Genomic DNA, 24,234 nt, shown 5'->3' with positions numbered 1-24,234 from the left:
TAAAACTATGAGATTTAACGACATAAAATCTTCTGTGCGAGGATTTATGTCATTAAAGGATGTAGGTAGCCATGAAGTAGACTATGAAACTATATATCAAGTGTTGAATAAGGATCATAGGAAAAATGTAAGAGCTTTAGGAGAAACCGTAAAAAAGTATGTAGAGCACTATAAAAATGAATATGCTAGAGTAGAAAAACTATACGATTTTGATAAAAGCTATGGATATGACATTGTAGCAGGTGTAGATGAAGTTGGAAGAGGACCCCTAGCAGGGCCTATAGTAGCCGCTGCAGTAGTTCTTGATAATAACTCAAGGGATTTAATATTACGAATAAATGATTCTAAGAAGCTAACTAAAGAAGTAAGAGAAGAGCTAAGTGAGATAATAAAAAAAGAGGCAATAAGTTATTCTATAGCACTAAAAACTAACAGAGAAATAGATAAAAAAGGTATAGGATTTTGTAACAATGAAATCTTTAAAATGGCGGTGGACGAACTAAATGTTACTCCTGATATAGTATTATCTGATGGATATACTATAAGAGAATTTAACCTTAGAAATGAAGCTGTAATTAAAGGAGACACTAAAAGTGCTGCCATTGCATGTGCATCTATAATAGCTAAAGTATATAGAGATAATATGATGGAAGAATATGGTAAGAAATATACAAAATATTACTTTAATAAGAATGTAGGATATGGTACCAAGGAGCATATAGATGCAATAATTCACCATGGTAGCTGTCCAATTCATAGAGAAAGTTTTATAAAAAATATACTTAACAAATAATTAATAAAATAAAAAATACCTGAATAAAAAAGTTATCTAATTACTTTTTTATTCAGGTATTTACTTTTTAGAAAGCATTTTTAATAAGAGTAATATTAGGGGTTTCACCGGAAGATATAAGAGTTACCTCTATGGCATCAAATCTAAAATAGGATTTATGTATATTTTTTGAACAAATATAATATTCAGCAGTTTTATATAACTTTTTTTTCTTAGTGTTTGTAATGCTTTCTAAGGGGGTACCATATCTTTTACTATATCGGGTTTTTACCTCTATAAAGCAAATATAATTGTCATTCCGAGCAATAATATCAATTTCTCCTAGCTTACATAAAAAGTTTTCTTCTAATATTATATATCCCTTTTCTTTAATGTAATCTCTAGCTAAATTTTCTCCATAGCTACCTATAGTTTTATTTAAAATCTTCATTTAAAAATAACCTCATATAAATTAACTTGTTTATATATTAGACAATATAGTCTTAAGTTAAACTTTTATTTAATTAAAATTTTTATGAAACTGATTTATTCTAAATTCAATGGTCAATACTTACATTTATAAACAGAGTTCTTTCCTTCATAGGTAGTGTTTTTACTCACTATGAAGGTTAGAAATCGTTATCAAGGGACGTAGCAGCTCTTTACTCCCACTTTGAAGAAAAGCAGAGAGTCCAAATCTATGATTTGGCGCGAATCGCTTTCACAGAGTGCTATTGGAGTATTAGAGCTGCTAGTTATCGGATAAAGTTGGAAATTTATATTTAGAAGGTGAAATTGTGTCAATTCAAATAAAGAGCGCAGCCTTTTCCGGAGTGGAAGGTATATTAATTAATGTGGAAGTAGATATCACTTATGGATTACCTAATTTTAATATTGTAGGCCTAGGAGATACGGCTGTAAAGGAATCTAAGGATAGAGTTAGATCAGCTATAACCAATTCTTCTTTGGATTTTCCAATTAGTAGAATAACTGTAAATTTAGCTCCAGCCCATATACGAAAGGAAGGCTCACACTATGATTTACCTATAGCTGTAGGGATTCTTTTAGCAACTAATCAACTTTTTTTAGAAAATCCAGATAATTTTATATTTATGGGTGAGTTATCTTTAAATGGAAGTGTAAATAAAATAAAGGGAGCTCTACCTATAGTAATTGAAGGTATAAAACATGGGGTAAAGAACTTTATAGTACCTATGGAGAATAAAGATGAATGTGCTTGCATTGAAGGAGCAAATATATACCCAATTAAAAATTTAAATGAAGTAATTCATCTTTTTACTTATAATGATGTGAAGCCATATACAATTACGAACAGAGGCGAGCTTAAAAATAAAAGTTATACATTAGATTTTGAAGATGTCATAGGACAACAAGCAGCTAAAAGAGCCTTGGAAGTGGCTGTAGCAGGAAATCATAATGTACTTATAATATGTATTAATACCAAGTGGTGTTATTACATGATAAACCTAATGACTTGGTATTTAAAAGAATACGGAAAGTCCTTAGGTTTTTATTATATTTAAGGCTATAGTTGAGAAGGAGTAATCTATATTTAAAATAACCTATCGTAAGAGGTGTAGAACTCCCCACAGCATGAAAAAAGTTGCTAGAGGGTAAGGGATAATCTACGTCTTATAACCGTAACTATAAGGCGTAAACCCCTGTCGTGTACCGTTAAGGTGAGAATCCGAGGGACAGGTTAATAAAAGGTAAGGCTAGGAAGTCTAGGTGTAGAGATACACGAGCATATAATTAGTTAAACTTAGAATAAGTACAATTGTAGGGCTAGAATGTAATTGTTAAGACTAATATGCCAGTTACGGATATTAAAACGAGCGATACAACTCCGACTATACAAAAATTAAAATCGTTTGATATAGGGGATTCTATGCTTTTTTACAAAACATAGGTCTCTTATATCTACTCGCAATGTGTCCACCGCCAACCAAAAATTAACATGTTCTAAACCAAAAGTCTAGTCTTAATTTTAAAGTTTTTATTAGATATAATAATAGTAATAAGTTTAAAGTTAAGAAATTAAGAAGGTGAATAAAGTGTGTAAATACTATGCCATTAAAAAAGGACATAACACGAAAGATAAGATAGTAACAACGTGGGCAGAGTGTGAAAAGATAGTAAAAGGATATCCGAGTATATATAAGAGTTTTAAGACAGAAGAAGAAGCAAAGGCATATTTGAAGGATATAAAAGATGTAGATGAGAAATTAGAGAAGGATATAAAAGCACAACAATACACTAAAAAGAGAAAAGCAGAAACAACTTATCTGAAGGGTATAAGAGTGCCGAATGAACTAATGCAAAAATTTAAAGATAAATGTAATATGTTTAAAGAGAATGAAGAATCAGTAATAGTAGATTTAATTAAAGAGTGGGTAGATTAATTTCTACCCATTTTTTTCATTTAGTTTAAAGTAACTAACATATATATTATTAAAACATTCAAAGCAACTCCACAACCTAAAAGCCATATTTTCAAACCATATTTTAAAAAATCCATAAACTCACCTCATGAAAATCTTTGACAATAAAAGGAAATAATATACTGAGATAGAATAATATATATTAGAGGTGATGATATGCTTAAAAATAGGTTATTAGAGATAAGATTAAATAGGGGATATAAAAATAGTAAGGATTTTGCAGACTTCTTAGGAATTAGCAGAAGTATGTATAGCATGATAGAAAACAATAAAAGAGTAGTTGGGTTAGATAATGCTTTTCAAATAGCTGAGAGACTAAATATGAGAATTGAAGATATATGGTATAAAGAATAATACCTATATCTTTTTTTATTGTGATTTTAATTTACAATATGAAAAAATATTTGTTTAAATGTGAACATATTTTATACCTAGTGAATATATTTATAGTAGGTACAAATTAATAGTACACTTTAAAACGAAAGAAGGAATACACATGATGAATTATTTAGTAAGAGAAGCAGTTAATACCTATTGCCCTAAAACTCAAAAATTCGATATTAATGAACATTGCTATAGCTATAAGAGCTATTTAAAAGTTGCAATTAATTTAAAGTATGTATTAGATAATTGTTTATTTAATGACGATACTTTATGCAACTTTATTAAAGAGTTAAACAAGGCAATAAGTAAAAGTAAAAAAAGATATAGTAATAAATACTATACCTTTGAGGATGAATTATTTGATAAGTTAGCCGACCATAGCATAACGAAATCAAAGTTCAAAAAAATGAATAGGAAACTTAGAATGATTATACTTCAATATAAACTTTCTAATGTATTCAAATTCAATACTAATCCAACTATAGATTAGTTTAACAATTGAGATTGAACTCTTATTATAATTTAAGTCACCATACTTAAATTTGAGTTCATCTCTTTCTCTCTACATATAGCTTAACCAAAGCTATTAATTATATTCATTTTGGAGGTACTATTATGATTACTGAAATAGGAGTAGCTACAACATTAGTAGCAGGATATAACTTATATAAGTATAGGAATTACTACAAAGAAAATAAGATATTTAGAGATACAATAAAAGTAAAAGATAAAGAGTTTTATATCATAGCAACTCAATTAACTGACTATGGAACTGAATTTATAATATCTCTCAAAAATAAAGAATTTAAGGAATTGGAGGGGTTTAGAGATTTACTAAAAAATAATTTTAAGGGTGATATAGAAATAGAGCAAAATGATAATGGCACTGCTACAGTTAGAGTTATTAAGAAAGAAATAAATGAAAAATTTAATCCAGTAGAAATAAAGCCATATGAAGTTTATATAGGATTAGATAATCACTTTGAACCTATTATAGTTAATCTTAATCAATACCCACATATTCTAATTAGTGGAGCTACAGGTTCAGGTAAAACCCAGGAATTAAAACTTATATTAAGTAATCTTATTAATAGTAATAGTGAAAGAGATATTAATATTTACTTCTCTAATATATCTGAATCTAATGATTTTAAGAATTTTATAAGATGTAAACAAGTTAAAGCTTATGTAGAAAAGATAGATGAAAGTTTAAAGATGTTTGAGTATATTAATCATATGTATAGTAAAAGGTTAGATATATTCAAAAAGAACAATGTAGCAGATATAAAAGAATATAATGCTAAGTTTCCCAACAAAAGAATGGCTTATGATTACTTAGTTTTAGATGAATTTGCAGATTATTTTCCATCCAATAAATTAGAAGAAGGTTATGAAACTAAGATTAAATGTTACAACATATTAAAACACTTAGTTAGAAAAGGTAGAAAAGCAGGTATATTTTTAATTATTGCTTTACAAAGAAGTGATACTACTGTTTTAGATCCATCATTAAAAGCTAACTTATGTACTAAAATATCTTTTACTCAGACTAATTCTGCTAGTAGTTTAGTGATATGTGATACTACTGAACTAGTGGGATTACAACCTAGAATATTTATGACTACTTATGGAAGCAATAAAGTATGGTCTAAAAGTCTTTATATTGACGATTGCATGATTAAAAAATGTGTTAAAGAAAGTATATCAAATCATAGATTAAATACATTCCTAGAGCCTATTAGAGAGCAGAAACAATATAATAAGGTTGTAGAATTAAAAAATAAAAAATCTAAAAAAGTAGTTAAAAGAAAAAAAGATGAAGTGGCAGTAGAAAAAGTTAGCAGAGTTAAAAATATAGAAGTAACTGAAATTAAGCAGGGTAGAAATGTATAAGAAGGATAGAGATAATAAAATACTGAAGTTTATAGAGGAACATGGAAGTATCACTATAAATATTTGTGCTAACTTGTTTTTTAATAATGCTAATAATAAATATGACTTAGCTAGAAAAAGGTTGAGAATATTATATAAAAATAAATATATAAAGAGAAATAAAGAAGTAGGAGCAGAAGTAATATATTATCTTAATAGACCTCTCAAACCTCATAATTTAAAGCTATTAGAGGTATATAGTAGACTTTGCACAATTGGGAATGTAATAACATTCGAGAAGGAGAAAATGGTTCTATGCCCAAATAAAAAGCGTAAAATAGATGGATTTATGGAAATAGAAATAGATGATGGTGAGTATATAAATACTTATCCAGTGATTATTGAAATTGACTATACTCATAACACTCACATTGATAAAATTAAAGATGTATATAATAGTAATTATTTTCAAAACCAATATGGATTTTTACCGAGTATTTTAATTGTAAAAAAGAATGAGTGGGATAAAAAATTAAATGGATATGAAGATATAACTATAATTAATTTGAATTGGAATTTAGATAATATAGAAGAAGTGTTTAATTAGCACTTCTTTTTTTATGCTCATAGATGAGATTTATAATAAATAAATTATACCTATAGAATTGTACTATATTAAAAGGTATATATTAAGGGTTGAATGTATTGAAATTATGCAGTTTTAAAAGCTAAATAAGTAATAGAGAAATGTGGATTTAAGGATTGGCGATAATAGGTAGTCATTTTATATTTTGTGAAATATTTAATTAAGAATATATCTAATAAAATATACACATTATATAAGGGGAAGGAGAGTGTGAATAAAAGGTGAAAAAAACAAAAAAAGAAATATGTAGGGTTATGAAATATGAAATAAAACCAGTAGATTATACAACAGAAGAATGGGATATATTATATAGCAGAATATTAAAAGAAACTAATTATTTGTTAAATAAAACAACTTGTCTATGTTGGGAATATGAAAATTTAGCTAGTCAATATATCAAAAACGTGTCATATGATAAAAATAGGATGAATGAAATATTGGATTATACTGATTTACAAGGGTTTTGTTATGATAAATTAAAAAATGAATCAATTATGTATTCTTCAAATTTATCAGCCACCATTAAACTAGGAGCAGATAAATGGAATAATGATATTGAAGATATACGGAACGGTTTAAAATCACCTTCAGTATTTAATAAAAAAGATTTTCCAATTGAAGTTGCAGGTAATACCATTGAAATTTATAACGAAAATAATAAATATTATTCTAATATAAAAATGATTAACTTGAACTATAAAAAAGAAAGAAATAAAGAATCGACAAGTGTCTTATTTGAAATGATAGTAAAGGATAATACACAAAAGGTTATACTTCATAGAATTTTAGATGGTACTTATAAAGTTGCAGGGAGTAAAATGCAAATTAGAAAGAAAAGAAATAAGGCGTGGTATGACTTAATATTGACATATAAATTTGAAGTGGACTCCGTTAAAGAATTAGATAAATCTAATATTTTAGGAATAGATTTAGGTGTAAAAAAGGCTTGTGTAGGAGCATTTAATAATAGCTTGGATAGATTTTTTATAGATGGTTCTGAAATAAGCGAATTTAAGAGAAAAACTGAAAGTAGAAAAGTAGCATTACAAAGACAATCTAAATATTGTGGAAAAGGTAGACTGAATCGAGGATATAAAACTAGAATGAAACCTTTGGAGAATGTAAACAATAAAATATCGAATTTTAGAGACACTACAAATCACAAATATGCAAAACATATAGTAAATCAGGCATTAAAACATGGATGCGGAGTTATTCAGATGGAAGATTTATCAGGTATTAAAAAATCGGACAAAAATAGTAAATTCCTAGATAGTTGGTCATACGATGATTTACAAAGGAAAATAAAAAATAAGGCAGAGAAGTACAATATAGAGGTTAGAAAGGTATCACCTTTATATACATCTCAGATGTGTTCATGTTGTGGGTATATACATAAAGAAAATAGAAAAAATCAATCTAATTTTATGTGTATTAATTGTGGAGCTAAGAGAAATGCTGATTATAATGCTTCACTAAACATAGCACAAGAAAATATAAAAGTTAAAATAAAAATTCAATCATATATCCAAGATTTATTTAAAGAAAACTATATAGATAAATTTCCTATGAAAAAAATAATGGATGTAGAAGGTGGAGTTGAGTTATATAACGCGGTAGAAAAATTTTTAAAACTTCACTATGATTTAAAATCAGTCCAAAATAAAGAAAAGATAAATAAAATAAATGATAGGATATTAAGACAAACAGAAATAATAGATAAAATATATGAAAATATGAAGTAGTGAGGTTATAAATACCTTAAACATAAGTAAGGGTGATTGGGCATCCTAAAATCTAATTGTAAAATTACAACCATGGCACACTAGATTGGAGATTGTTAGTCTCGATAAGTTATAGTATATATGCCATTATACTACGACATCCCCCATAGCAATATGGTAAGTTCTTAATAATTGTTTTTAAGACATATAACAAAAACTGAAATATCAATGGGTAGAGGTATGTAAAGGTGTCTAAAAATATTCAGTATCATCATGTAAATAAATTATTAAATTGTATTCTAAGCTAGTCTACTTTAAATTCCAATATAGATGTATTAACGGGTGTAACGATTTTAGCTATAAAAATGATACTTGTAAATAAATAAGAACTTAAAGGGCGTACCAAATGCAACCACTACGGGCTACTAGGTAAAAATGATACTTGTAAATAAACAAGAACTTAAAGTAGTATATCTATATATTACCAGTAGAAAAATATTTTGGAAAACAAAAGTGATACTTATAAATAAATAAGAACTTAAAGTAGATTAATTATACTATATTTAGGTATATAGCCAAATAAAAGTAATACTTATAAATAAATAAGAACTTAAAGCACTTCAATCTGCACCTAAATTCATATCCTCAGAAAAATAAAAGTGATACTTGTTAATGAAAATAAAATATATAGAATACGGAATATAATTAACATATATTTTAGAATTTAATTTTAAAATAAATTTAAGAGAGTTTAATAGCTCTCTTTTTTTATTGAAAAGAAAAAGGCTATACATAAGTATAACCTTAATCTTCATCTACATATTCTATTATTTCTGACAGAGGACAATTAAAGAATTCACAAAGTATATTTAGATGTTGTTTATCTACCTTTTCAAAAGTACCATTGCAATACCTGCTTATTGAATTCTTACCAATGCCTGTTGCTTCAGATAATTCTTTCTGAGTCATTCTCTTTTCAGCTAATTTAATATGCAATTTCATATCTATCATTTAATCACCTCATATTCATATCTTCATGTTCATATTATATCATAGGACGTGAAAAAAGTTCAATAAAAATAAATTATTTACTTATAAACGGTTGACAATACCGTTTGAAGGTAGTATTATTAAATCATAGGATAAATCAAACAAACAAGGGGATGGAAAAATGATTATTAACTTAAATGATTTAAAAAAAAGAAATTACTAGAAGAAATGAGAAGGGATAGAGAAGCAATAGGTAGGTTGCTAGAGGATTTGGCAAAGCAAATAGAAAAAGAAATGGAAGAATTGTATAGAGAATACTATAAAAATGATGATGGAATATATTAATCCAATTAAACCAAATAAAAAATAGGGGGAATATAAAAATGATGAAAAATGTATTAAAAAACGCAATTAAAAATGTGGAGGATATCATGCTTAGTATGGATTTATTCTTAGTAAATATTTTAGAGGGTGAGGACAACTTAGTCATAGATAACCAAAATGAAGAAGATGTAATAGTATTTAAAAGCAACATTAATTGGAACTGGAGCAATGATGACGGATTAGGACTACATATATGGGATGGAGAAAATAAAGTATCAATGTCAGTAAACAATGTTGAAGAGGATGAAGATAGTTTTGACAGGTTATATGTAGGTAATTTACTCTTAACAGTGATGTAGACCCAGTTAAACAAGGCAGAGTATTTGGAGAATATGAGAAATTGTGTGGGATACAAGTTGGTAGACCAAATAAATTAGGACAAATTGACCGAATTTCTCAAGAACAAATGGCTAAAGAATTAGGAGTGGATGTTAGAACCTTGAGAAGACTTAAGCAACTTCAAACTTTATCCCCAGACCTGCAAGAGCTTATATCAGACGGTACAGTAAAGTACACTACAGCACTCTCTGTATGGTCTAAATTGAGCCAAGAAGAACAATCTAAACTCATAGAGGATTTGGGTCGTGATAAGATTAAAACTCTTACACAGAAGACTTAATATGTACAAATATTATGCAAAGAGGTAATAAATACCTAAAATAAAATCCAAATTTTAACACAATTAAAAAAGAGCAGTTAAATAACTACTCATACAATCGAAATTTGATGAACGAATTATATGTACCAATTCAAACAAAATATGGTACAATTAAATTATATCTTAACTCTTAAAAACTATATAATTATCTCACCTTAATTATATATTACAGTAGTCTTAACGTAATGTCAAGAAAAATTACTTATATAACGTTAAGAAATTTTAATGAGTCATACCAAGGGTTTGAGGTGGTGGAAATAATTGTATTTATAACCTTAAGAGATGATAATAGATTGATTTTGTACCTTTGAAAAAGGGTACAAGCATGAGTCTGTTATGGATTCTAAAATATTAAAGGATGGTGACCTGCACCAGAAGGAGAGAAAGAATGAAAATAAAGTTTGAAGAATTAATTAACCAAAAAAAAGTAAAGGAAGAAATTGAAAGAAGATATATGAAGGTTGCAGAAAATATAATTGGTATGCCTAATTTTTATAAGCAATATGTATATTTAACTGATGAAGGTAATGTTTATATAGCTGATGGCTTTTATGAAACTGATGAAGATTTGATTAACAATGGTAAAGCTTTAATGATAGGTTATGCAGAAGGAATAGGAGAGTATTCCAACATGAATGAATGGAAAATAAGTGAGTATTTAAATAATGAGCAATTAGAATCGTATCATAAATTTTTACAATATAAATATGGTGAAACTTTTACAGATGAATATGATGATTTCAATTGGAATGATGTTAAGGAATGGAATGAGGATTTTTATAATATAGTATGCGGTTGGGATAGAACTCAGATAATAGAAGAAAATTTAATGAGTATAGGAAATAGAATTATATTTTAGGAGAGGAGCAATGTAAATGAATAAAGAAGAAAGACAACTATTATTAGAAGAATTGATGGCTAAAGAAATTAAAAAAATGAGAAAGATTGTTAAAAAGTATAATCGAGAGCCATTGTTGTACACACCAGTAGAAATTAAAGAATCTAGTGAATTAGAAGAAAATGTGGCAGGTCGTATAACTAAAGATGAAAATGAGGACAAGTGGCTCATAGAAATTGATAGAAAAGTAATAGATTTGTACTATAAAGAAACAAATGATAATTGGGAAAATAAATACAACAAAAAGTATTTAAAAGGTGTGATTGGACACGAATTAACTCATGCATGGGTAGAGGAAAATTATAATATTTTTTTTAAGGATGTAAATGGAGATAGCAGTATTATATTTTTAAATGCCTTAGTGATGTTTGGATACACAAGCCATCATAAATGTTGGTTTAGATGGCGTTGGGACAGTAAAAATGTTGTTAAATGTTCTAATAAAGCCGAATTTGATAAATATGTAATAAGTATATATAAGAAGTTTAATCTGCTAGAACAAGCTTATACATATAATTGTTTAAAAGGTAATGTAGGGGAAAGTATAAAAGTTAAACTAACATTCCCATGCGATTTTAACGTGTATGGATTACAGAAACTAATGTCCGCAGAAGGTGACTGTAAAGGCTATAAGGATGGTGATAAAGGTACTTACAATAGCAAGGATATAACTTTAGCAGTCGGATGTATGGTGGACTTAGATAAGCTAGACCAGTACATAGAAAGAGCCTTAGAAACGGATATAAGCAATTATAAGATATATAACTATGTTAATTATACATATAAAGGTGAAAAATTAATAAGAGAAATAAGTAAGAAAAGTAAGGTTGCGTAGAAAGGATGTAAGAGAATGAAAGTAATAAAAAGTAAGAGATTAGCAAATTATTTAACTGAAAAAGGGTTTAGAATTGCAAAGATAGATACAGATAAAATGAATCCTAACTATCTTATATTTCTGTTTAAAATGACAGATGAACTTGACCATGCATTGAAGGAATGGACTAAGAAAGATAAATATACATATGGAATTAATTAGGATAGGAGGATTTTGCGAATATGGAATGTTACGAATTACAAGAAGAAAATACGGAATTAAAATTATTAAAACAAGAAATTACATATGGAAATAATAAAGATAAATTTAAGACTTTTGCCATAGAAACCGCAGGAGGAAAAACAACCACATCAATAGATGCCATGATTGAAGGAATCAAAAATCCGTTTAATAAAAGAAAGTACATATTTATTAGTAAATTCAAGGCTGAATGTCTTGACATAACTAAAAAGATAAATAGCAAATTTCACAAACAAAAAGCTATTGCATTGATATTTGATGAAACCATGAAATCAGAGTATTGTACTAATAACATATATGAGATTAAAAATTATGAAATTATAATCACTACTCATTCTACATATTGCAATATAGTTAATCCAACTACAGAAAAACATAAAGAGTTAAGGAATGTGATAAGTAATAAATTTCACACCTTGATAATAGATGAAGAAATCAATCCTGTTAAAGATGGTTACTTTGAATTTTCTAAGGCTGAAATTGAAACGTTACAAATATTATTAAATTCATACAATAAAAATATTGGAAATGATTTTAGAAATTTGGTTGATAAATTACTAGAGGAATTAAATAGTAGTGAGTATAAACCTAAAAATCAATTACATAGAGTTAAAGAGATAGACATAGACAAGTGTATTATAGATGAATATTATCTTACTATAAAAAATGATATTAAATCTATGAATGAAGAATGGTTAAAAGATAATACAAAAGAGACCATAAATTCACTACTTAATAAAATAGACTACATATACAATACATGGATATCAATAATTGATTATATTGCACTTATAAATGTGAAAGAGGGAAAGATTTACTCCTATAATTATAATTTTAAATATTTAATGTTAAAAAATAATATTTGGCTAGATGCTTCAGCAAGTTTTTATACAATGTATCAGAATAAATTATTTGATGTGGTTGGAACTAAAAGAATAATTAATCACAGTAAATGTAAAGTAAATATAACAAAAATAAAGACAACTACATCTGCAAAGAACATTGATAAAAACTTTAGAGACATCATTACTAAATATATTAATTCACACGTAGATGAAAATAATAAAGGATTAATATTAACGAAGAAGATAGAATGTACAAGTCTTTTAACTGAAGAAAAGTATCTGAAAAATAATACTAATATATCAATTTTAAATTTTGAAAATATGAGGGGTGTAAATAAATATAGAGATTACAAACAATGTTTTTATATTCACACCTATAGATTAAGTCCTGCTTACTATGTATTTTTGTATGAGTATTTTAATGATGTTGTACTAAAGGATGAAGAAATTGAAGTAAAAAGAATTAATATTAACGAATGGGGATTTGCTAATAAAAAAGACATACAGGAATTAATGATTAGTGATATGGCGAGTAGTATGTACCAAGGACTAAAAAGAGTACAAAGAAATGATGAGCCTAGAGCAGTATTTCACATATTTTGTAAAGAAACGGATGTAATAATAATGGCATTAGAGCAAATGGAGGGAATAATGACTAAGGATATTTTAAAAATTACTGAAGAAAAACCAACAGGAAATAAAGAAACTATAATAAATTGGATTGAGAACGAATGGGATAAAAAAAGAATTACTTGTAAAGATGTCTATGAAAACTTAGGAATACCACAACAAACTTGGTCAGCAATATGGAAAGATGAAAATTTTATAAAGTTGATGAAGAAGAAAAGAGTAAAAATAGGTTATACCAAACATAGTAAAAAAACAATGTACTTAATGAAATATTAACCTATTAGATACCTTTTGAAACCATGTAACCGTTGGTATGACTACGTTACAGAGGTTTTATTATTACAAATAAACATTGTTTCTATATAAGTAGTTCTATTAGAATATATGTCCATTAATATCTTTAAAGTACCTTAAACCATTGATACAACTATGTTTAAGAGGTGTGAAAGGTATAAAAAGGTATACATAAAATATTATAAAAGCAACTGACATTTAAGGAGGTCTTTAGCCGACGAAAATGTACGTATAGCCCTAAGTAGGGCGATATCTGACCAGAGGGAAGATAATACGGAAGGGTATGAAACATATAGATATTAAGAGTGTAATTGGTAACTACGAAACATGGATGCCTTATGTAAGCTTAACGGCGGGAAAACAAGTTTCGGACTCTCACTATCATCAATAAGCTTATAATCCAAAATACAATTTACTTACTTAACTTTGAGTTGTCGTGTTTTACGACATCCAAGGGAAATAATCTTTACCTCAGGTCAATAAAAATAACATTTTAATAGAAGGGAGGTTAGATCCAAAATGCAAATATATAAAATACATAAAAAATCATTAGCTTATGAGCTTATAGGACAAGGGAACATACTTTTAGATAAAGAAAAGAATCTAAAGGATAACAACAGATGGATTTACATATTCAAAGATACAGAAAAATTACATATAGACTTAACAGAGATAAATCAAGAACTACATAGTAATAGATAATTCAAAAATTAATTCAAATAATTCAGAAGGAGTGTAGAAAAATGAAAAATAATGGAATAAAAATTAAATCTATAAATGGAGCAGAAGTATTAAAATTAAAAGATGGTAGACAAGAAGAATATGGTAAAGCTGTATTTAGCAATAGTTTATTATTAGATAAATTAAAAGAATTGGGATTAGCAATAAGTAAACAAGGCGGAACTAATGATATAATATCACTTAAATTTGATTATAAATATACAAGTCAACAAGCTGATAAAATGATAGAAGATTACAATATTATTAAAGCAAATAATAAGTTAATAAAGAAAGATAATAAAGAAACAATAGCTAGAATAAAACAATTAAATAAAATGATAGAAAAAGCTGAAGGTAAATTAGTTTTATATAAAGAAGAAATTGAGTTGCTTGAAGATGAAAAAGAAATAAATAAATTAAATGAAAAGATAGGAACTAGAAAAGCCAAATTAGAAAAATATAAAAGTGAATTATCTGAAATTGATAAAGAATGTATAAATGAAATTTCTAATAACAACGATGCAATGAAACAACTAGAAAAAAATATAGACGAAAATACATATAAAAAAGATGAAATTAGAGATTTATTATATACAGAAGGATTCTCTTTAGATACATATAAAACAGTTAATAAAGAAAAGGTATTTGATAAAACTATAACATATAAATTTTGGTTTAGAACAACAGGTAAAGCTAAAAAAGGTGAAGATTATTTTATAAATTCTGAGTTGTTTGACGAAATTGACAAATGGCAAAGAATGGGCATTGAGTTACCCCAGATAAATGCAAAGCTAGTAGAAATGGAAGCCTATAAAAGTTTAGTAGCATCTGCAATAGAAGATTATATAGTTATTAAACCAAGTGAAATATTAGTAGTAAGTGATTTATATAGTTATAGTGATATGCAAGATGTAATAAAAATTATTAGAAATGAGATTACTGGAGAGAGTGAAGCTATACATACTAGAGAACAATGTAAAAATACTATTTGGGATGGTATGTGTTTGTTGCAAGGTGGAAAAGGCTTTAGAGGTTTAAGACATCATTTTTATAAAACAGGAGCATTTTGTTGTAATTTTCAAAAGTATTTTAAAGAATATTACAAAGAGAATTATGAAACAGCTACTATTGTAGATAGATATAATAGAGAGGTTAAAGTAAAAGACATAAAAATGATAACTACTGAAAATGCCATGAAATGGGAGAAATTCTTAGGAGTAACTAAAGAAGCATTTGAGGAGTGGGCAAAATGGGTTGAAGAGAATGGTTGTAAATTTGGCATATGTAAAAGAAATCATGCAAGTAAATATGGTAGTAAACAGAGAATGAGTTATCAAATTATACAAACACTACCAATTAAAAAAGATAATGTTGAAGAATTATTTGCAGATTCTAAAGAATATATTAATAAGCTACAAAATGATGATAAGTTCTTTGTTGAACATTTGAAGAGAACAAAATCCGATGTAAATAACAACTTATTATTAGCAGATTTAGCAACTACATATCCAACTTTTATTAATAGTTATTATTTTAAAGATAACAGAAAAGCAGAAATTAACAAATATAAAGATACATTAAAAAAAGGGAAGCTGCTTTGTGAGGGTGACAATGAAACTATTTTGGCAAATCCGATGCTACTATTGAAATATTGCACAGGGCAATTAGATGAGTATATTAAAGATGGAGTTATAGAAGGATATGCAGACAGTACATTACCGAATAAAAATAGTTGTTATTGTAAAAGGTTTAAAGATGGTGAAGAAATTGGAGCATTTAGGTCTCCGCATAATTCTGTAAATAATATCTTACATTTTGAAAATGTAATTGATGAAGAAATGGACAAGTATTTTAGTGATTTTGGTACTAATGTAATAGCAGTAAATATGCTTGAAAATGACGTACAAGACAGGGGTAACGGTATGGATGAGGACACAGATTTCTTGCTATGCACTAATAATAAATTAATATTAGAAGCGTGTAAGAAGGCTCAAAGTTATCCTACAATCGTTAATGGATTTGTACAAACTGATAAAACTTATAATAATACAATGGAGGATTTAGCTAAAGTGGATTGTATATTACAAAACAGTCAAAAGGCAATTGGAACTTCTAGTAATGTTGCACAATTATATTTAAGCCAATACTGGGATATGATTAATAAACAGGATATAGAAACAAAAGAAATAGAAGATTATAATTATCATTTTATTGATAAAGTTACTGAAGATGAAGAAATTAAAAAATTATTAGACAATGTATGTATTCTTAGTGTTCTTGCACAGGTATCCGTGGATAGTAGCAAGAGAGCTTTTAAAGTTGGTAATGGAGATGATGGATTAAATAAAGAAATAAATAGAATTAGAAAAGAATTACCTGCTAAAGCAAAGCCTATCTTTTGGCAATATACAAGTTCTGAATTTGAAAATAAAGAAATAGAAAAAAGCTTAAAGACTAAAAATGGATTTAAACAATTATCTAAAAAAGAAAAACAAGAAGCAATTAAGGAAGAAAAGAAAAACATGATTAATAGCTTAGTTGATTTTAATTGTCCATTTAATTGGATTTTAAAAGAAATAGATAAAATAAAAAGTGCTAATACAAAGAATAGAGTTCCAGATGCGAATTTTTTAGTAGCATGGGGAGATAAAAAGACACAGGATAGAAAACAAGCTACAAAAGTAGAAAAACTGGCTCAAGATTTTACTGATGCTACTAAATTTATAAAGAGTGAAGCTGAATTAGACACAGAAGAAGAAAATAAATACTATTCACTTTTATACAGAGAATTTATTAAAAAAATATGTGGATTAAATATAAAACAAGATACTATGTCACTGTTAATAAAAAGAGCATTAGATAAAGATAATAAATTTTTACGTAGCAACAAGCAGATTAGAACGAAATTGTTAAATATGTTATATAAATACAATAGAGATAGCTTTATTAAGTGCTTTAAGGATTATTTAAAATAACAAAAAAACTCCACACCCTTTAATGGATAAATGGCTCTATTACTGGGTTTGGAGGTGATTATAATTGTTTGTATATGAGTAAGAGAAAAATAAAATATTTAGTAACTTACTAACGCTATTAGCGAGTGCGTTTAATAAATATGCAACTCTAGTCGACTAGAGATATTAGGGGTGGCAAAATCCACCTCTTTATAATCTAAAGAAGAAAATTTATTGGTTTTATGTTTAACAAATATGTAGATTATTACTACAGAGTCCTCCGAGAATGACGGGGAATTAAATATGTAGAATATCATTCATGTGCTTGTGCAGTAGTTGGCAGTTCCCCAACTGTCTTCTACTATTTTATTTGTTTTAAATTGAGCTATATTTATCTAATTATACTATATCATATACAAATTACAATATCAATACTTTTTATAAAAAAGTTTAAATTAATTATTGAGTTGTAAAATGAAGGATAATAATGAGGTTTGTAGAAGTATAAATATGGGGGAGAGGTGGAGAGAGAGATGGAAGAAAAATTTATGGGAATTGATATAATTTATGATAAAAATTTAAATTATGAAGACATTCAGTTTTATAAAAAACTAATAATTGAAACTTTTAATGAAATGAATTTTGAACCTAAAATAGATGGATATTCATTAGTTAGAAAAATCGAACTATGTTGTGAGAAGGATAAAAGATTAGGCTCTTATGAAGCAGTATTTAGGCGTATTGTAGGCTCTATAATAATACATGTAAATATTCACGAGGAAGATGAAAAAGTAAATTTTAAAGAATTATTATTTCATGAACTTACACATGCTATTTTTGAATTTAATATATTTTATAAAGAACTTAGAAATTATGAGTATCTTAACTATGAATACCCGTTATCATTTATTAATGAATATAATACATATAAAAAAACTTATAATTATTTTATTAAAGAATTAGGAGAAGAATATGCTAAAAGATTAAAAAATCATTTTAATGATATTCATGATGAACTTAATAATTTTAAGTATATTGAAAATAATAATGAAAATAAAGATTATTTAATGAATTTATTAGGAAATAGATTTTCTTTGAGTGTAATCTTTTTTGAGTTAGAAGAATATAGTAAATATCCAAGCTTACTATTAAGCGGATATGAAATAAAAATGGTGGCTTTTTTACAATGTTATCAGGATATAAGTAGTCAGAATAGAGTTTTATTAGTGAAGGAATATATAGATAATCTTATACAATATTATAAAGTACATATATGGAAAATTAAGTAATGTTACAATTTTTAGGCTTAGTATTTATACTAGGTCTTTTATTATATCCCAAATTAAAGATTGTTAAAGATTGTTAGAGATTATTATTAGTTAATAGTAATAATTTTAATACAGTTTTAATAACTGTGCTTTTAATAATACACTTGACAGTAGTAACAACCTACTATAAAAAGTTGTAATTGTGCTAGATTGCTCATAGAGTTTCTGAAGGGTTCTCTCTAAAAAATCCTCCACCTTTCTATAAGATATTTAAGGCTCTGTATAAGAGTCTTTTATTATATAAAAAAATAAATTAAATGAAAAGAAAGAAGGATGTAAGAATGGAAAAAGAAGTATTTAAATTTGAAGTTAAAGTGAACGGAAAAGAGATTGCAGAAAAAGTAATGAAAGAAATGAACAAAAATATAAGAATGGAGAAAAATAAAAAAGTAGCTAATGCTATATGTAAGAGCATACAAGATGAGTTACACATGAGAAGAAAAGTAGATTATATTGTAGACTCAGAAAATATATGTGAATTACATGCATACATTAATGACTATGATTATCTAATTGTAAGAATTAAATTATTAACACAAGAGAATAAAAGTTATTTAGAAATAAAAGAGTATGTTGATATTGTGATGTTTATATTAAAAGAAAAAGATGATGAAATTCATAGAGCATCTACATTAGAGAAAGTACTTATAGATATGTTAGAAGAGTGTAAAGAAGATAATGATTTTTATATCATGAATGGATTGTTATGTCATCAAGGAGTAGACCTATTTGATTTAAGTGAAATTGAAGAATATCACGTTTATAACGGTGAAGATATGATATTAACTTTATATGAAGATGATGTAAAATATTTAATTCTATTTAATGAAAATAGAGTGGAGGAAGTAGAATAACATGATTTATTTTGAAGAAGAATTAACTCCATTAGAAAAACTTGAAGAGTACATAATGAATGAATATGATATGGAATTCTTGAATGATGAAATAATAGGAAAAGTAAATACTATTGAACAACAAATTGCTAATAATAATAGAGCATTACAAGAAGTTGAATTAAAGGATTCTTGGGAAGATATAAAATCTAATATTCGTGAATTAGAGAAGTATAAGGATAGAGGTTTATTTTGCAAGTATGCAGTACATATGGATAGTTGTTTGTGGGGACAAGGATATGTGATATTTGACCAAGATTACAGATTTATAGATTTTGTTAGGACTATTTAAGAGTTGGATTAATTTAGGAAGAGGTGTAGAAAGAAAGAAGATGGAAAGCGAAGAAAGAAAAGAATATAAAAGACAGTGGTATTTAAAAAATAAAGAGAGAATAAAGGAAATGAATAAAAATAATCCTTTATTTAAAGAAAGAAGAAGAAGAGAAAGCAAAAGACAAAGGGAAGATAATCCAGAATACTTTAAAAATTATTATCAAAAAAATAAAGATAAGTGGAAGTTCTATAATAACAAAGATTCGTTTAACTGTGTTTATAGATTTATTTCAAAAAGTGGAGAGATATTAAGGATTGGCAGTACGGGTAATCTGAAGCTTAGAATAGCTAACTATATGTCAAATGGATTAATGTCGGATAAGTTAGAGGATATAAGGTTAAAGGAATGGTTTAGTTTATTAGAGTTAGATAGAATAGAGTACATATTGTGTAGTGACCGAGAAACTGCATATCTAGTTGAGTATAATCTTATACAACGTAATGTTCCTCGATTCAATATTGCAGAGAATTTAGATATGGAAGAGTGGGATGAGGATGTAGAAGATTTGTGGCAAAAGTGGGAAGGACTAGACTATTACAAGTGTAAATATAAAGCTTTGTGTAATGAGAATTTATAATATTTTTTAATTCTCATTTGAGAGTCAAATAATAATAAAAAGAGGTGAAAGAAATGTATGAATGTAAAAATTTAGATGAAGCAATTTGGTTTAGATTAAATGATTTAGAATTAGAAGTTGTTAATGAAAATGGAAGAGTAATGTTTCTATGCAATGAAAATCAAGAGAATTTCAATGATGTAATTATGGAATATTTAAGTGCTAAAAGTGGTTTTAGAGATATAACTTGTAACTATACTAAGCTCTTAGAGAGTACTAGATGGGTAAAAAATAAGTTGTATGAAAATAAATAATTGAAATAAAAAAAAGAGAGGTAAGAAAGATGATGGAAGGATTAGGATTTATATTATTAGGGATTTTAGCAATGATGCTATTATGTGGATTCTTTAAAATTGGGGGAGTTATTGGAAGTTGGTTAGACCTTAAAAAAGTTGAATTAGAAAATAAAAGAAAGAATATAGAGGAGAGATAGAAATATGGAATATATAAGAATTGAGTATAAAGATAGAGTAAAAGAAATTAAGGAATTTAAAACTAAAGAAGAAATGGGGATGTGGATAGCAGATATTTTAATTGATACTAAAGAAATTAGATATGAAGATATGAGTAAGAAAATAAGAATAAACACTAAAGATGGAAAAGAGATAGTTAGAAAACTTTATGATGATAAGGCAAGTATTCTTGAGAATATAGCTACCATGATTGATGATATTAAATTAGAAGAAGATAGAATAAGTGTTATTACTATTATTGAGCCTAGAGTTGGAGTGTTTAAGTAATGATTAAGAATTATACGTGGGATATAAATGGACAAGAGGATTATAAAGTAGCATTAAAAGAAATTGAACTTCTAAGGGAACAACATTGTAATTTTTCAACGGTGGAAGTTCTTGATAGAGATAGGAATGTTGTTGCAATTTTATTGGAAGTTTACAATGTATAGAATTGTAATATTTTAGAGGTTTTTATAACTTCTTGTAGAATATAGAGATTTAGTGAAATTTAAATATTTTATGAGGAGTGATAGATTTGTCTAAAAAAGATTTCAAGCGTCTTGATAAATATAAGGATATATTATATGACATAACAAGTATAAAGTCACGTAGTGAATATGAAGAATTACGTAAAATATGCAAAGAAATATATTTGAAAACATTAAATAATAAGTCTGAAATTCGCATAGAAAAAGAGAGAGTTAAAAATAATCTAGAGAGTATTAAATCACCATATTTTCAAATGGCTTTAGGTTTAACTGTATCATTTATATCATTTATCGTTACTTTTTATTTTGGTAATTTATTAAAAGAGTCTGAAATTTTTCTATTCATAGGCTTTTGCATGTTTAGTATAATGCTATATATATTCTTTTTAAAAACAATAAGTATTTTTTTAGAAAGTGAAAGAAAAGTTAATGCATATAATATATGTATTAATGTTTTAGATGAATTAGAAAATGAAATGATTATCTCGGATAAGATTAATAATAATTCTGCTATACTTAAAGAGATTGCTATAAATGATATAGAAGATGATAATAAAATTAATAGAGCAAAAAATTAAAGAGAGATTAAAATAAGGCATCCATAATGGGTGTCTTTTATTGTGTAGAAAAAGAGGTGTTTCTAAAATGAAAGTTAGAAAGTATTATCACCATGTTTATAATTTAGTCAATGATGAAGATTGGAAAAAATATTGGAGTGATATAGAAGTATTTAAGAGTGAATTTGGTGAGGATAATATTGTATATTATAGTGCTGATAATCATGGATTCATTACATATGATATTGAGGTGAATATATAATGGCTGAGATTAATAAGACATATATGCATGAGTATTTTTATACTAATAATACTGAGTACATAAGAGCCTTGGATGAAGTTAAGAAGTTTAAGGACAAGTTTAGAAAATATAATGTGATAATTTATAATGATAAAGATAAAAGTATTTTAAGAGTGTGGGTAAATATAATAGAATAAATAGTAGATAGAGCCTACTAGTATTAGTAGGCTCTTTTGTATTATTTATTTTCAGCAATAATAATTATTATTTAATAGATAATGTGCATACTATATATTGTGGTTAATATGAGTTTGAATTTGATTTATATACCATATATAGTGTGTAAAATTGGTGAAATTGTATTGTAAATTTGTAAGTAAAATGGAGGTGATAATAATGGCATTAACAGAAAAACAAAATGAAGTTATAGATTTATTAATTATGGGAAACCTTAGCAAAGAGAAGATTGCAAGTCAGGTAGGAGTAGCATCAAAGACAGTTTATAATTGGTTAAATAATAATGGTGAATTTAAGGCAGAACTGCAAAGACGTACAGAGGTTTTTAATGATGGTAGAATGACAGAAGCACAGAATAAATTATCAATATACTTAGATATGGCTATTAGAAATATAGCTGAGATAGCTAATGACAAGGATAACCCCAAAAGATTTGAAGCTAATAAGTATATAGTAGATAGAAAGTTAGGTAACACTACAACTAAGATAGAGCAGACTACAGAAGATAAGAGTAATAAAGACGATAAGTCTAAAGACCTCGATGATTTATTAGAAGAGATACAAGAAGATAATATAGTAATACCAAAGGTGAAGACTAAAGGTGCTTAGTGTATTGGTAGTATCAAAATGTATACTTAACGATACTATAAAATGATAACCTACTTAAGCCATTTATAAAGGGTAAAAACAATTTAAAAAGTATCGAAAGTATGTGTTGACATTTTGATACCTTAAGAGTAGAATATAGCTATAAAGAAAAGATAGAGGGGGGTACTTCTAAAATATACCCCTTGTAATTTGTGGTGGTTAGCTACATAAAATTTTTTATAATTTTTAAAACTCAAGGAGGTATTAAAATGTTATACTTTGCTTATCATAGAACTTCAACTACTGACCAACATTTAGATAGAGGTATAAAGTCAATAAATGATTTTATACAAGATAGAAAAATTAGTCTTCATCATTCGATTTTTACTGACCAATGTACTGGAAAAAACTTTTCAAGACCAGGATACAAAAGCATGAAAGAAGAAATGTTATTTCAAATTAACCAAGGTAATGAAGTATCGTTAATAGTTACTGAATTAGATAGACTTGGTAGAAATAAGCAACTTACATTAAATGAAATTAGGGATATGCAATCAAAAGGTATTAGATTAATGGTTTTGGAAATACCAACTACTTTAATTGAATTACCTAATGATAATAATATGTCTAAAATGATGATGGAAACTATAAATAATATGCTTTTGGAAATGTATGCTTCATTTGCTCATGCTGAAATGGAGAAAAGGTCTAAAAGACAACGTGAAGGAATTGAAGCTAAAAAAGCTCGTAATGAATGGTCGGATTATGGTAGACCAAGAGCTTTAGATTTTAATAAATTTAGTAAAGAATATAAAAGAGTTCTTACTGGTGATATTAAACCAACTGAGTGCATGAGATTATTAGGAATAACTAAGCCGACATATTATAGATATAAAAAAGAATATGAGGGGAAATAATTATGAAAATTGGAATGAGAAAACCTAGCATTAAGAAATCCATCAAAGCCAGGACAACAGGTCAATTGAAAAGAAAAGTTAAAAAAGCTATTATACCTGGCTACGGTAAAAAAGGAATGGGATGGATAAGAGATCCTAAAAAAGCTATGTACAATAAAGTATATAGAAAGACTACCTTTAGTATTTGGGATTTATTTAAACTATTCAAGTAGAGAGCCTATTTATATAGGTTCTTTTTTAATGCAAAAAATTAAATAATAGGAGGTGTTATA

At 26.9% G+C, this 24,234-nt stretch carries 32 protein-coding genes; 30 read left to right on the top strand and 2 right to left on the bottom strand.

The genetic code is table 11. The features are described from left to right. The first annotated feature begins 46 nt into the window (after window positions 1-46). Window positions 47-793 carry a ribonuclease HII gene (locus tag ABDZ93_RS04750; protein ID WP_343824535.1) on the top strand — a complete coding sequence of 249 codons (747 nt, stop codon included), beginning with the start codon at window positions 47-49 and terminating at the stop codon, window positions 791-793. Between the two features lie 67 nt (window positions 794-860). Here the strand turns inward: ABDZ93_RS04750 and ABDZ93_RS04745 are convergent, their stop codons facing one another. Continuing rightward, window positions 861-1,223 carry a YraN family protein gene (locus ABDZ93_RS04745; protein ID WP_343824106.1) on the bottom strand — a complete coding sequence of 121 codons (363 nt, stop codon included), beginning with the start codon at window positions 1,221-1,223 and terminating at the stop codon, window positions 861-863. Window positions 1,224-1,569: 346 nt separating this feature from the next. Here ABDZ93_RS04745 and ABDZ93_RS04740 point away from each other — a divergent pair, with 346 nt between their 5' ends. From ABDZ93_RS04740 to ABDZ93_RS04710, 7 genes are all read left to right on the top strand, one after another. Beyond that, complete coding sequence (locus tag ABDZ93_RS04740) at window positions 1,570-2,316, top strand: magnesium chelatase domain-containing protein (protein ID WP_343824104.1); 747 nt, start codon at window positions 1,570-1,572, stop codon at window positions 2,314-2,316. 531 nt (window positions 2,317-2,847) lie between these two features. Further along, window positions 2,848-3,195: a ribonuclease H1 domain-containing protein gene (locus ABDZ93_RS04735; protein ID WP_343824102.1), complete on the top strand. Its 348-nt coding sequence runs from the start codon at window positions 2,848-2,850 to the stop codon at window positions 3,193-3,195. 195 nt (window positions 3,196-3,390) lie between these two features. Next, window positions 3,391-3,588 carry a helix-turn-helix transcriptional regulator gene (locus tag ABDZ93_RS04730; protein WP_343824100.1) on the top strand — a complete coding sequence of 66 codons (198 nt, stop codon included), beginning with the start codon at window positions 3,391-3,393 and terminating at the stop codon, window positions 3,586-3,588. Window positions 3,589-3,730: 142 nt separating this feature from the next. Beyond that, window positions 3,731-4,108, top strand: a complete 378-nt coding sequence (locus tag ABDZ93_RS04725; RefSeq protein WP_343824098.1) for a hypothetical protein — start codon at window positions 3,731-3,733, stop codon at window positions 4,106-4,108. 125 nt (window positions 4,109-4,233) lie between these two features. Then, window positions 4,234-5,511: an FtsK/SpoIIIE domain-containing protein gene (locus tag ABDZ93_RS04720; RefSeq protein WP_343824097.1), complete on the top strand. Its 1,278-nt coding sequence runs from the start codon at window positions 4,234-4,236 to the stop codon at window positions 5,509-5,511. Further along, window positions 5,504-6,097 carry a hypothetical protein gene (locus ABDZ93_RS04715; RefSeq protein ID WP_343824095.1) on the top strand — a complete coding sequence of 198 codons (594 nt, stop codon included), beginning with the start codon at window positions 5,504-5,506 and terminating at the stop codon, window positions 6,095-6,097. The genes ABDZ93_RS04720 and ABDZ93_RS04715 overlap by 8 nt, the downstream gene beginning before the upstream one ends. Before the next feature lie 260 nt (window positions 6,098-6,357). After that, window positions 6,358-7,881 (top strand): RNA-guided endonuclease InsQ/TnpB family protein, encoded by a 1,524-nt coding sequence (locus tag ABDZ93_RS04710; protein WP_343824094.1) that lies wholly within the window; start codon window positions 6,358-6,360, stop codon window positions 7,879-7,881. A gap of 783 nt (window positions 7,882-8,664) precedes the next feature. On the opposite strand, the gene ABDZ93_RS04705 is transcribed toward ABDZ93_RS04710, so the two are convergent. Further along, window positions 8,665-8,871: a helix-turn-helix domain-containing protein gene (locus ABDZ93_RS04705; RefSeq protein WP_343824093.1), complete on the bottom strand. Its 207-nt coding sequence runs from the start codon at window positions 8,869-8,871 to the stop codon at window positions 8,665-8,667. 362 nt (window positions 8,872-9,233) lie between these two features. Between ABDZ93_RS04705 and ABDZ93_RS04700 the strand changes: the two genes are divergently transcribed. From ABDZ93_RS04700 to ABDZ93_RS04595, 22 genes are all read left to right on the top strand, one after another. Next, window positions 9,234-9,533 (top strand): hypothetical protein, encoded by a 300-nt coding sequence (locus tag ABDZ93_RS04700; RefSeq protein ID WP_343824091.1) that lies wholly within the window; start codon window positions 9,234-9,236, stop codon window positions 9,531-9,533. A 41-nt stretch (window positions 9,534-9,574) separates the two neighbouring features. Beyond that, complete coding sequence (locus ABDZ93_RS04695; RefSeq protein WP_343824089.1) at window positions 9,575-9,853, top strand: antitoxin Xre-like helix-turn-helix domain-containing protein; 279 nt, start codon at window positions 9,575-9,577, stop codon at window positions 9,851-9,853. 427 nt (window positions 9,854-10,280) lie between these two features. Continuing rightward, a complete protein-coding gene (locus ABDZ93_RS04690; protein ID WP_343824087.1) occupies window positions 10,281-10,751 on the top strand; it encodes a hypothetical protein in 471 nt (156 codons plus the stop codon). 16 nt (window positions 10,752-10,767) lie between these two features. Further along, window positions 10,768-11,625, top strand: a complete 858-nt coding sequence (locus tag ABDZ93_RS04685) for a hypothetical protein (RefSeq protein ID WP_343824085.1) — start codon at window positions 10,768-10,770, stop codon at window positions 11,623-11,625. Between the two features lie 15 nt (window positions 11,626-11,640). After that, window positions 11,641-11,826 (top strand): DUF5659 domain-containing protein, encoded by a 186-nt coding sequence (locus ABDZ93_RS04680; protein ID WP_343824083.1) that lies wholly within the window; start codon window positions 11,641-11,643, stop codon window positions 11,824-11,826. Between the two features lie 20 nt (window positions 11,827-11,846). Next, window positions 11,847-13,616 carry a DEAD/DEAH box helicase gene (locus ABDZ93_RS04675; protein WP_343824081.1) on the top strand — a complete coding sequence of 590 codons (1,770 nt, stop codon included), beginning with the start codon at window positions 11,847-11,849 and terminating at the stop codon, window positions 13,614-13,616. Window positions 13,617-14,153: 537 nt separating this feature from the next. After that, window positions 14,154-14,336: a hypothetical protein gene (locus ABDZ93_RS04670; protein WP_343824079.1), complete on the top strand. Its 183-nt coding sequence runs from the start codon at window positions 14,154-14,156 to the stop codon at window positions 14,334-14,336. Between the two features lie 41 nt (window positions 14,337-14,377). Further along, window positions 14,378-17,329 (top strand): AAA family ATPase, encoded by a 2,952-nt coding sequence (locus ABDZ93_RS04665; RefSeq protein WP_343824077.1) that lies wholly within the window; start codon window positions 14,378-14,380, stop codon window positions 17,327-17,329. Between the two features lie 512 nt (window positions 17,330-17,841). Beyond that, window positions 17,842-18,597: a hypothetical protein gene (locus tag ABDZ93_RS04660; RefSeq protein ID WP_343824075.1), complete on the top strand. Its 756-nt coding sequence runs from the start codon at window positions 17,842-17,844 to the stop codon at window positions 18,595-18,597. A gap of 296 nt (window positions 18,598-18,893) precedes the next feature. Continuing rightward, complete coding sequence (locus ABDZ93_RS04655; protein WP_343824073.1) at window positions 18,894-19,490, top strand: hypothetical protein; 597 nt, start codon at window positions 18,894-18,896, stop codon at window positions 19,488-19,490. A 1-nt stretch (window position 19,491) separates the two neighbouring features. Further along, window positions 19,492-19,821, top strand: coding sequence for a hypothetical protein (locus ABDZ93_RS04650; protein WP_343824071.1), 330 nt, complete (start codon window positions 19,492-19,494; stop codon window positions 19,819-19,821). Window positions 19,822-19,861: 40 nt separating this feature from the next. Beyond that, window positions 19,862-20,440 carry a GIY-YIG nuclease family protein gene (locus ABDZ93_RS04645; protein ID WP_343824069.1) on the top strand — a complete coding sequence of 193 codons (579 nt, stop codon included), beginning with the start codon at window positions 19,862-19,864 and terminating at the stop codon, window positions 20,438-20,440. 53 nt (window positions 20,441-20,493) lie between these two features. Then, window positions 20,494-20,733, top strand: a complete 240-nt coding sequence (locus ABDZ93_RS04640) for a hypothetical protein (RefSeq protein WP_343824067.1) — start codon at window positions 20,494-20,496, stop codon at window positions 20,731-20,733. Between the two features lie 29 nt (window positions 20,734-20,762). After that, window positions 20,763-20,912, top strand: coding sequence for a hypothetical protein (locus ABDZ93_RS04635; RefSeq protein ID WP_343824065.1), 150 nt, complete (start codon window positions 20,763-20,765; stop codon window positions 20,910-20,912). A 4-nt stretch (window positions 20,913-20,916) separates the two neighbouring features. Beyond that, window positions 20,917-21,219, top strand: a complete 303-nt coding sequence (locus ABDZ93_RS04630; RefSeq protein ID WP_343824063.1) for a hypothetical protein — start codon at window positions 20,917-20,919, stop codon at window positions 21,217-21,219. Next, on the top strand, window positions 21,219-21,383 hold the full coding sequence (locus ABDZ93_RS04625) for a hypothetical protein (RefSeq protein ID WP_343824061.1): 165 nt from the start codon (window positions 21,219-21,221) through the stop codon (window positions 21,381-21,383). The genes ABDZ93_RS04630 and ABDZ93_RS04625 overlap by 1 nt, the downstream gene beginning before the upstream one ends. Window positions 21,384-21,469: 86 nt before the next feature. Next, a complete protein-coding gene (locus tag ABDZ93_RS04620) occupies window positions 21,470-22,000 on the top strand; it encodes a hypothetical protein (protein ID WP_343824059.1) in 531 nt (176 codons plus the stop codon). 67 nt (window positions 22,001-22,067) lie between these two features. Further along, on the top strand, window positions 22,068-22,241 hold the full coding sequence (locus ABDZ93_RS04615) for a hypothetical protein (RefSeq protein WP_343824057.1): 174 nt from the start codon (window positions 22,068-22,070) through the stop codon (window positions 22,239-22,241). After that, window positions 22,241-22,417 carry a hypothetical protein gene (locus ABDZ93_RS04610; protein WP_343824055.1) on the top strand — a complete coding sequence of 59 codons (177 nt, stop codon included), beginning with the start codon at window positions 22,241-22,243 and terminating at the stop codon, window positions 22,415-22,417. The genes ABDZ93_RS04615 and ABDZ93_RS04610 overlap by 1 nt, the downstream gene beginning before the upstream one ends. A 199-nt stretch (window positions 22,418-22,616) precedes the next feature. Further along, entirely contained in the window at window positions 22,617-23,066 is a 450-nt protein-coding gene (locus ABDZ93_RS04605; protein WP_343824053.1) for a phBC6A51 family helix-turn-helix protein, read from the top strand. Window positions 23,067-23,314: 248 nt separating this feature from the next. Further along, window positions 23,315-23,962, top strand: coding sequence for a recombinase family protein (locus tag ABDZ93_RS04600; protein ID WP_343824051.1), 648 nt, complete (start codon window positions 23,315-23,317; stop codon window positions 23,960-23,962). A 2-nt stretch (window positions 23,963-23,964) separates the two neighbouring features. Next, window positions 23,965-24,174 carry a hypothetical protein gene (locus tag ABDZ93_RS04595; RefSeq protein WP_343824049.1) on the top strand — a complete coding sequence of 70 codons (210 nt, stop codon included), beginning with the start codon at window positions 23,965-23,967 and terminating at the stop codon, window positions 24,172-24,174. The last annotated feature ends 60 nt before the right edge of the window (window positions 24,175-24,234 follow it).

The sequence above is a fragment of the Clostridium subterminale genome (genome assembly GCF_039521425.1).
GTDB classification, from domain to species: Bacteria; Bacillota; Clostridia; order Clostridiales; family Clostridiaceae; genus Clostridium_J; species Clostridium_J subterminale.
Note: the sequence above shows the minus strand (reverse complement) of the source record. Positions and strands in the feature narration are given on the sequence as shown.

Coding starts and splice junctions, on each gene's coding strand:
- ABDZ93_RS04615 (WP_343824057.1), top strand. CDS start 22,068: ATGAAAGTTAGAAAGTATTATCACCATGTTTATAATTTAGTCAATGAT.
- ABDZ93_RS04605 (WP_343824053.1), top strand. CDS start 22,617: ATGGCATTAACAGAAAAACAAAATGAAGTTATAGATTTATTAATTATG.
- ABDZ93_RS04670 (WP_343824079.1), top strand. CDS start 14,154: ATGCAAATATATAAAATACATAAAAAATCATTAGCTTATGAGCTTATA.
- ABDZ93_RS04630 (WP_343824063.1), top strand. CDS start 20,917: ATGGAATATATAAGAATTGAGTATAAAGATAGAGTAAAAGAAATTAAG.
- ABDZ93_RS04675 (WP_343824081.1), top strand. CDS start 11,847: ATGGAATGTTACGAATTACAAGAAGAAAATACGGAATTAAAATTATTA.
- ABDZ93_RS04700 (WP_343824091.1), top strand. CDS start 9,234: ATGATGAAAAATGTATTAAAAAACGCAATTAAAAATGTGGAGGATATC.
- ABDZ93_RS04745 (WP_343824106.1), bottom strand. CDS start 1,223: ATGAAGATTTTAAATAAAACTATAGGTAGCTATGGAGAAAATTTAGCT.
- ABDZ93_RS04635 (WP_343824065.1), top strand. CDS start 20,763: ATGATGGAAGGATTAGGATTTATATTATTAGGGATTTTAGCAATGATG.
- ABDZ93_RS04595 (WP_343824049.1), top strand. CDS start 23,965: ATGAAAATTGGAATGAGAAAACCTAGCATTAAGAAATCCATCAAAGCC.
- ABDZ93_RS04715 (WP_343824095.1), top strand. CDS start 5,504: ATGTATAAGAAGGATAGAGATAATAAAATACTGAAGTTTATAGAGGAA.
- ABDZ93_RS04750 (WP_343824535.1), top strand. CDS start 47: ATGTCATTAAAGGATGTAGGTAGCCATGAAGTAGACTATGAAACTATA.
- ABDZ93_RS04720 (WP_343824097.1), top strand. CDS start 4,234: ATGATTACTGAAATAGGAGTAGCTACAACATTAGTAGCAGGATATAAC.
- ABDZ93_RS04690 (WP_343824087.1), top strand. CDS start 10,281: ATGAAAATAAAGTTTGAAGAATTAATTAACCAAAAAAAAGTAAAGGAA.
- ABDZ93_RS04730 (WP_343824100.1), top strand. CDS start 3,391: ATGCTTAAAAATAGGTTATTAGAGATAAGATTAAATAGGGGATATAAA.
- ABDZ93_RS04645 (WP_343824069.1), top strand. CDS start 19,862: ATGGAAAGCGAAGAAAGAAAAGAATATAAAAGACAGTGGTATTTAAAA.
- ABDZ93_RS04680 (WP_343824083.1), top strand. CDS start 11,641: ATGAAAGTAATAAAAAGTAAGAGATTAGCAAATTATTTAACTGAAAAA.
- ABDZ93_RS04625 (WP_343824061.1), top strand. CDS start 21,219: ATGATTAAGAATTATACGTGGGATATAAATGGACAAGAGGATTATAAA.
- ABDZ93_RS04725 (WP_343824098.1), top strand. CDS start 3,731: ATGATGAATTATTTAGTAAGAGAAGCAGTTAATACCTATTGCCCTAAA.
- ABDZ93_RS04650 (WP_343824071.1), top strand. CDS start 19,492: ATGATTTATTTTGAAGAAGAATTAACTCCATTAGAAAAACTTGAAGAG.
- ABDZ93_RS04685 (WP_343824085.1), top strand. CDS start 10,768: ATGAATAAAGAAGAAAGACAACTATTATTAGAAGAATTGATGGCTAAA.
- ABDZ93_RS04610 (WP_343824055.1), top strand. CDS start 22,241: ATGGCTGAGATTAATAAGACATATATGCATGAGTATTTTTATACTAAT.
- ABDZ93_RS04655 (WP_343824073.1), top strand. CDS start 18,894: ATGAAAAGAAAGAAGGATGTAAGAATGGAAAAAGAAGTATTTAAATTT.
- ABDZ93_RS04600 (WP_343824051.1), top strand. CDS start 23,315: ATGTTATACTTTGCTTATCATAGAACTTCAACTACTGACCAACATTTA.
- ABDZ93_RS04660 (WP_343824075.1), top strand. CDS start 17,842: ATGGAAGAAAAATTTATGGGAATTGATATAATTTATGATAAAAATTTA.
- ABDZ93_RS04640 (WP_343824067.1), top strand. CDS start 20,494: ATGTATGAATGTAAAAATTTAGATGAAGCAATTTGGTTTAGATTAAAT.
- ABDZ93_RS04665 (WP_343824077.1), top strand. CDS start 14,378: ATGAAAAATAATGGAATAAAAATTAAATCTATAAATGGAGCAGAAGTA.
- ABDZ93_RS04705 (WP_343824093.1), bottom strand. CDS start 8,871: ATGATAGATATGAAATTGCATATTAAATTAGCTGAAAAGAGAATGACT.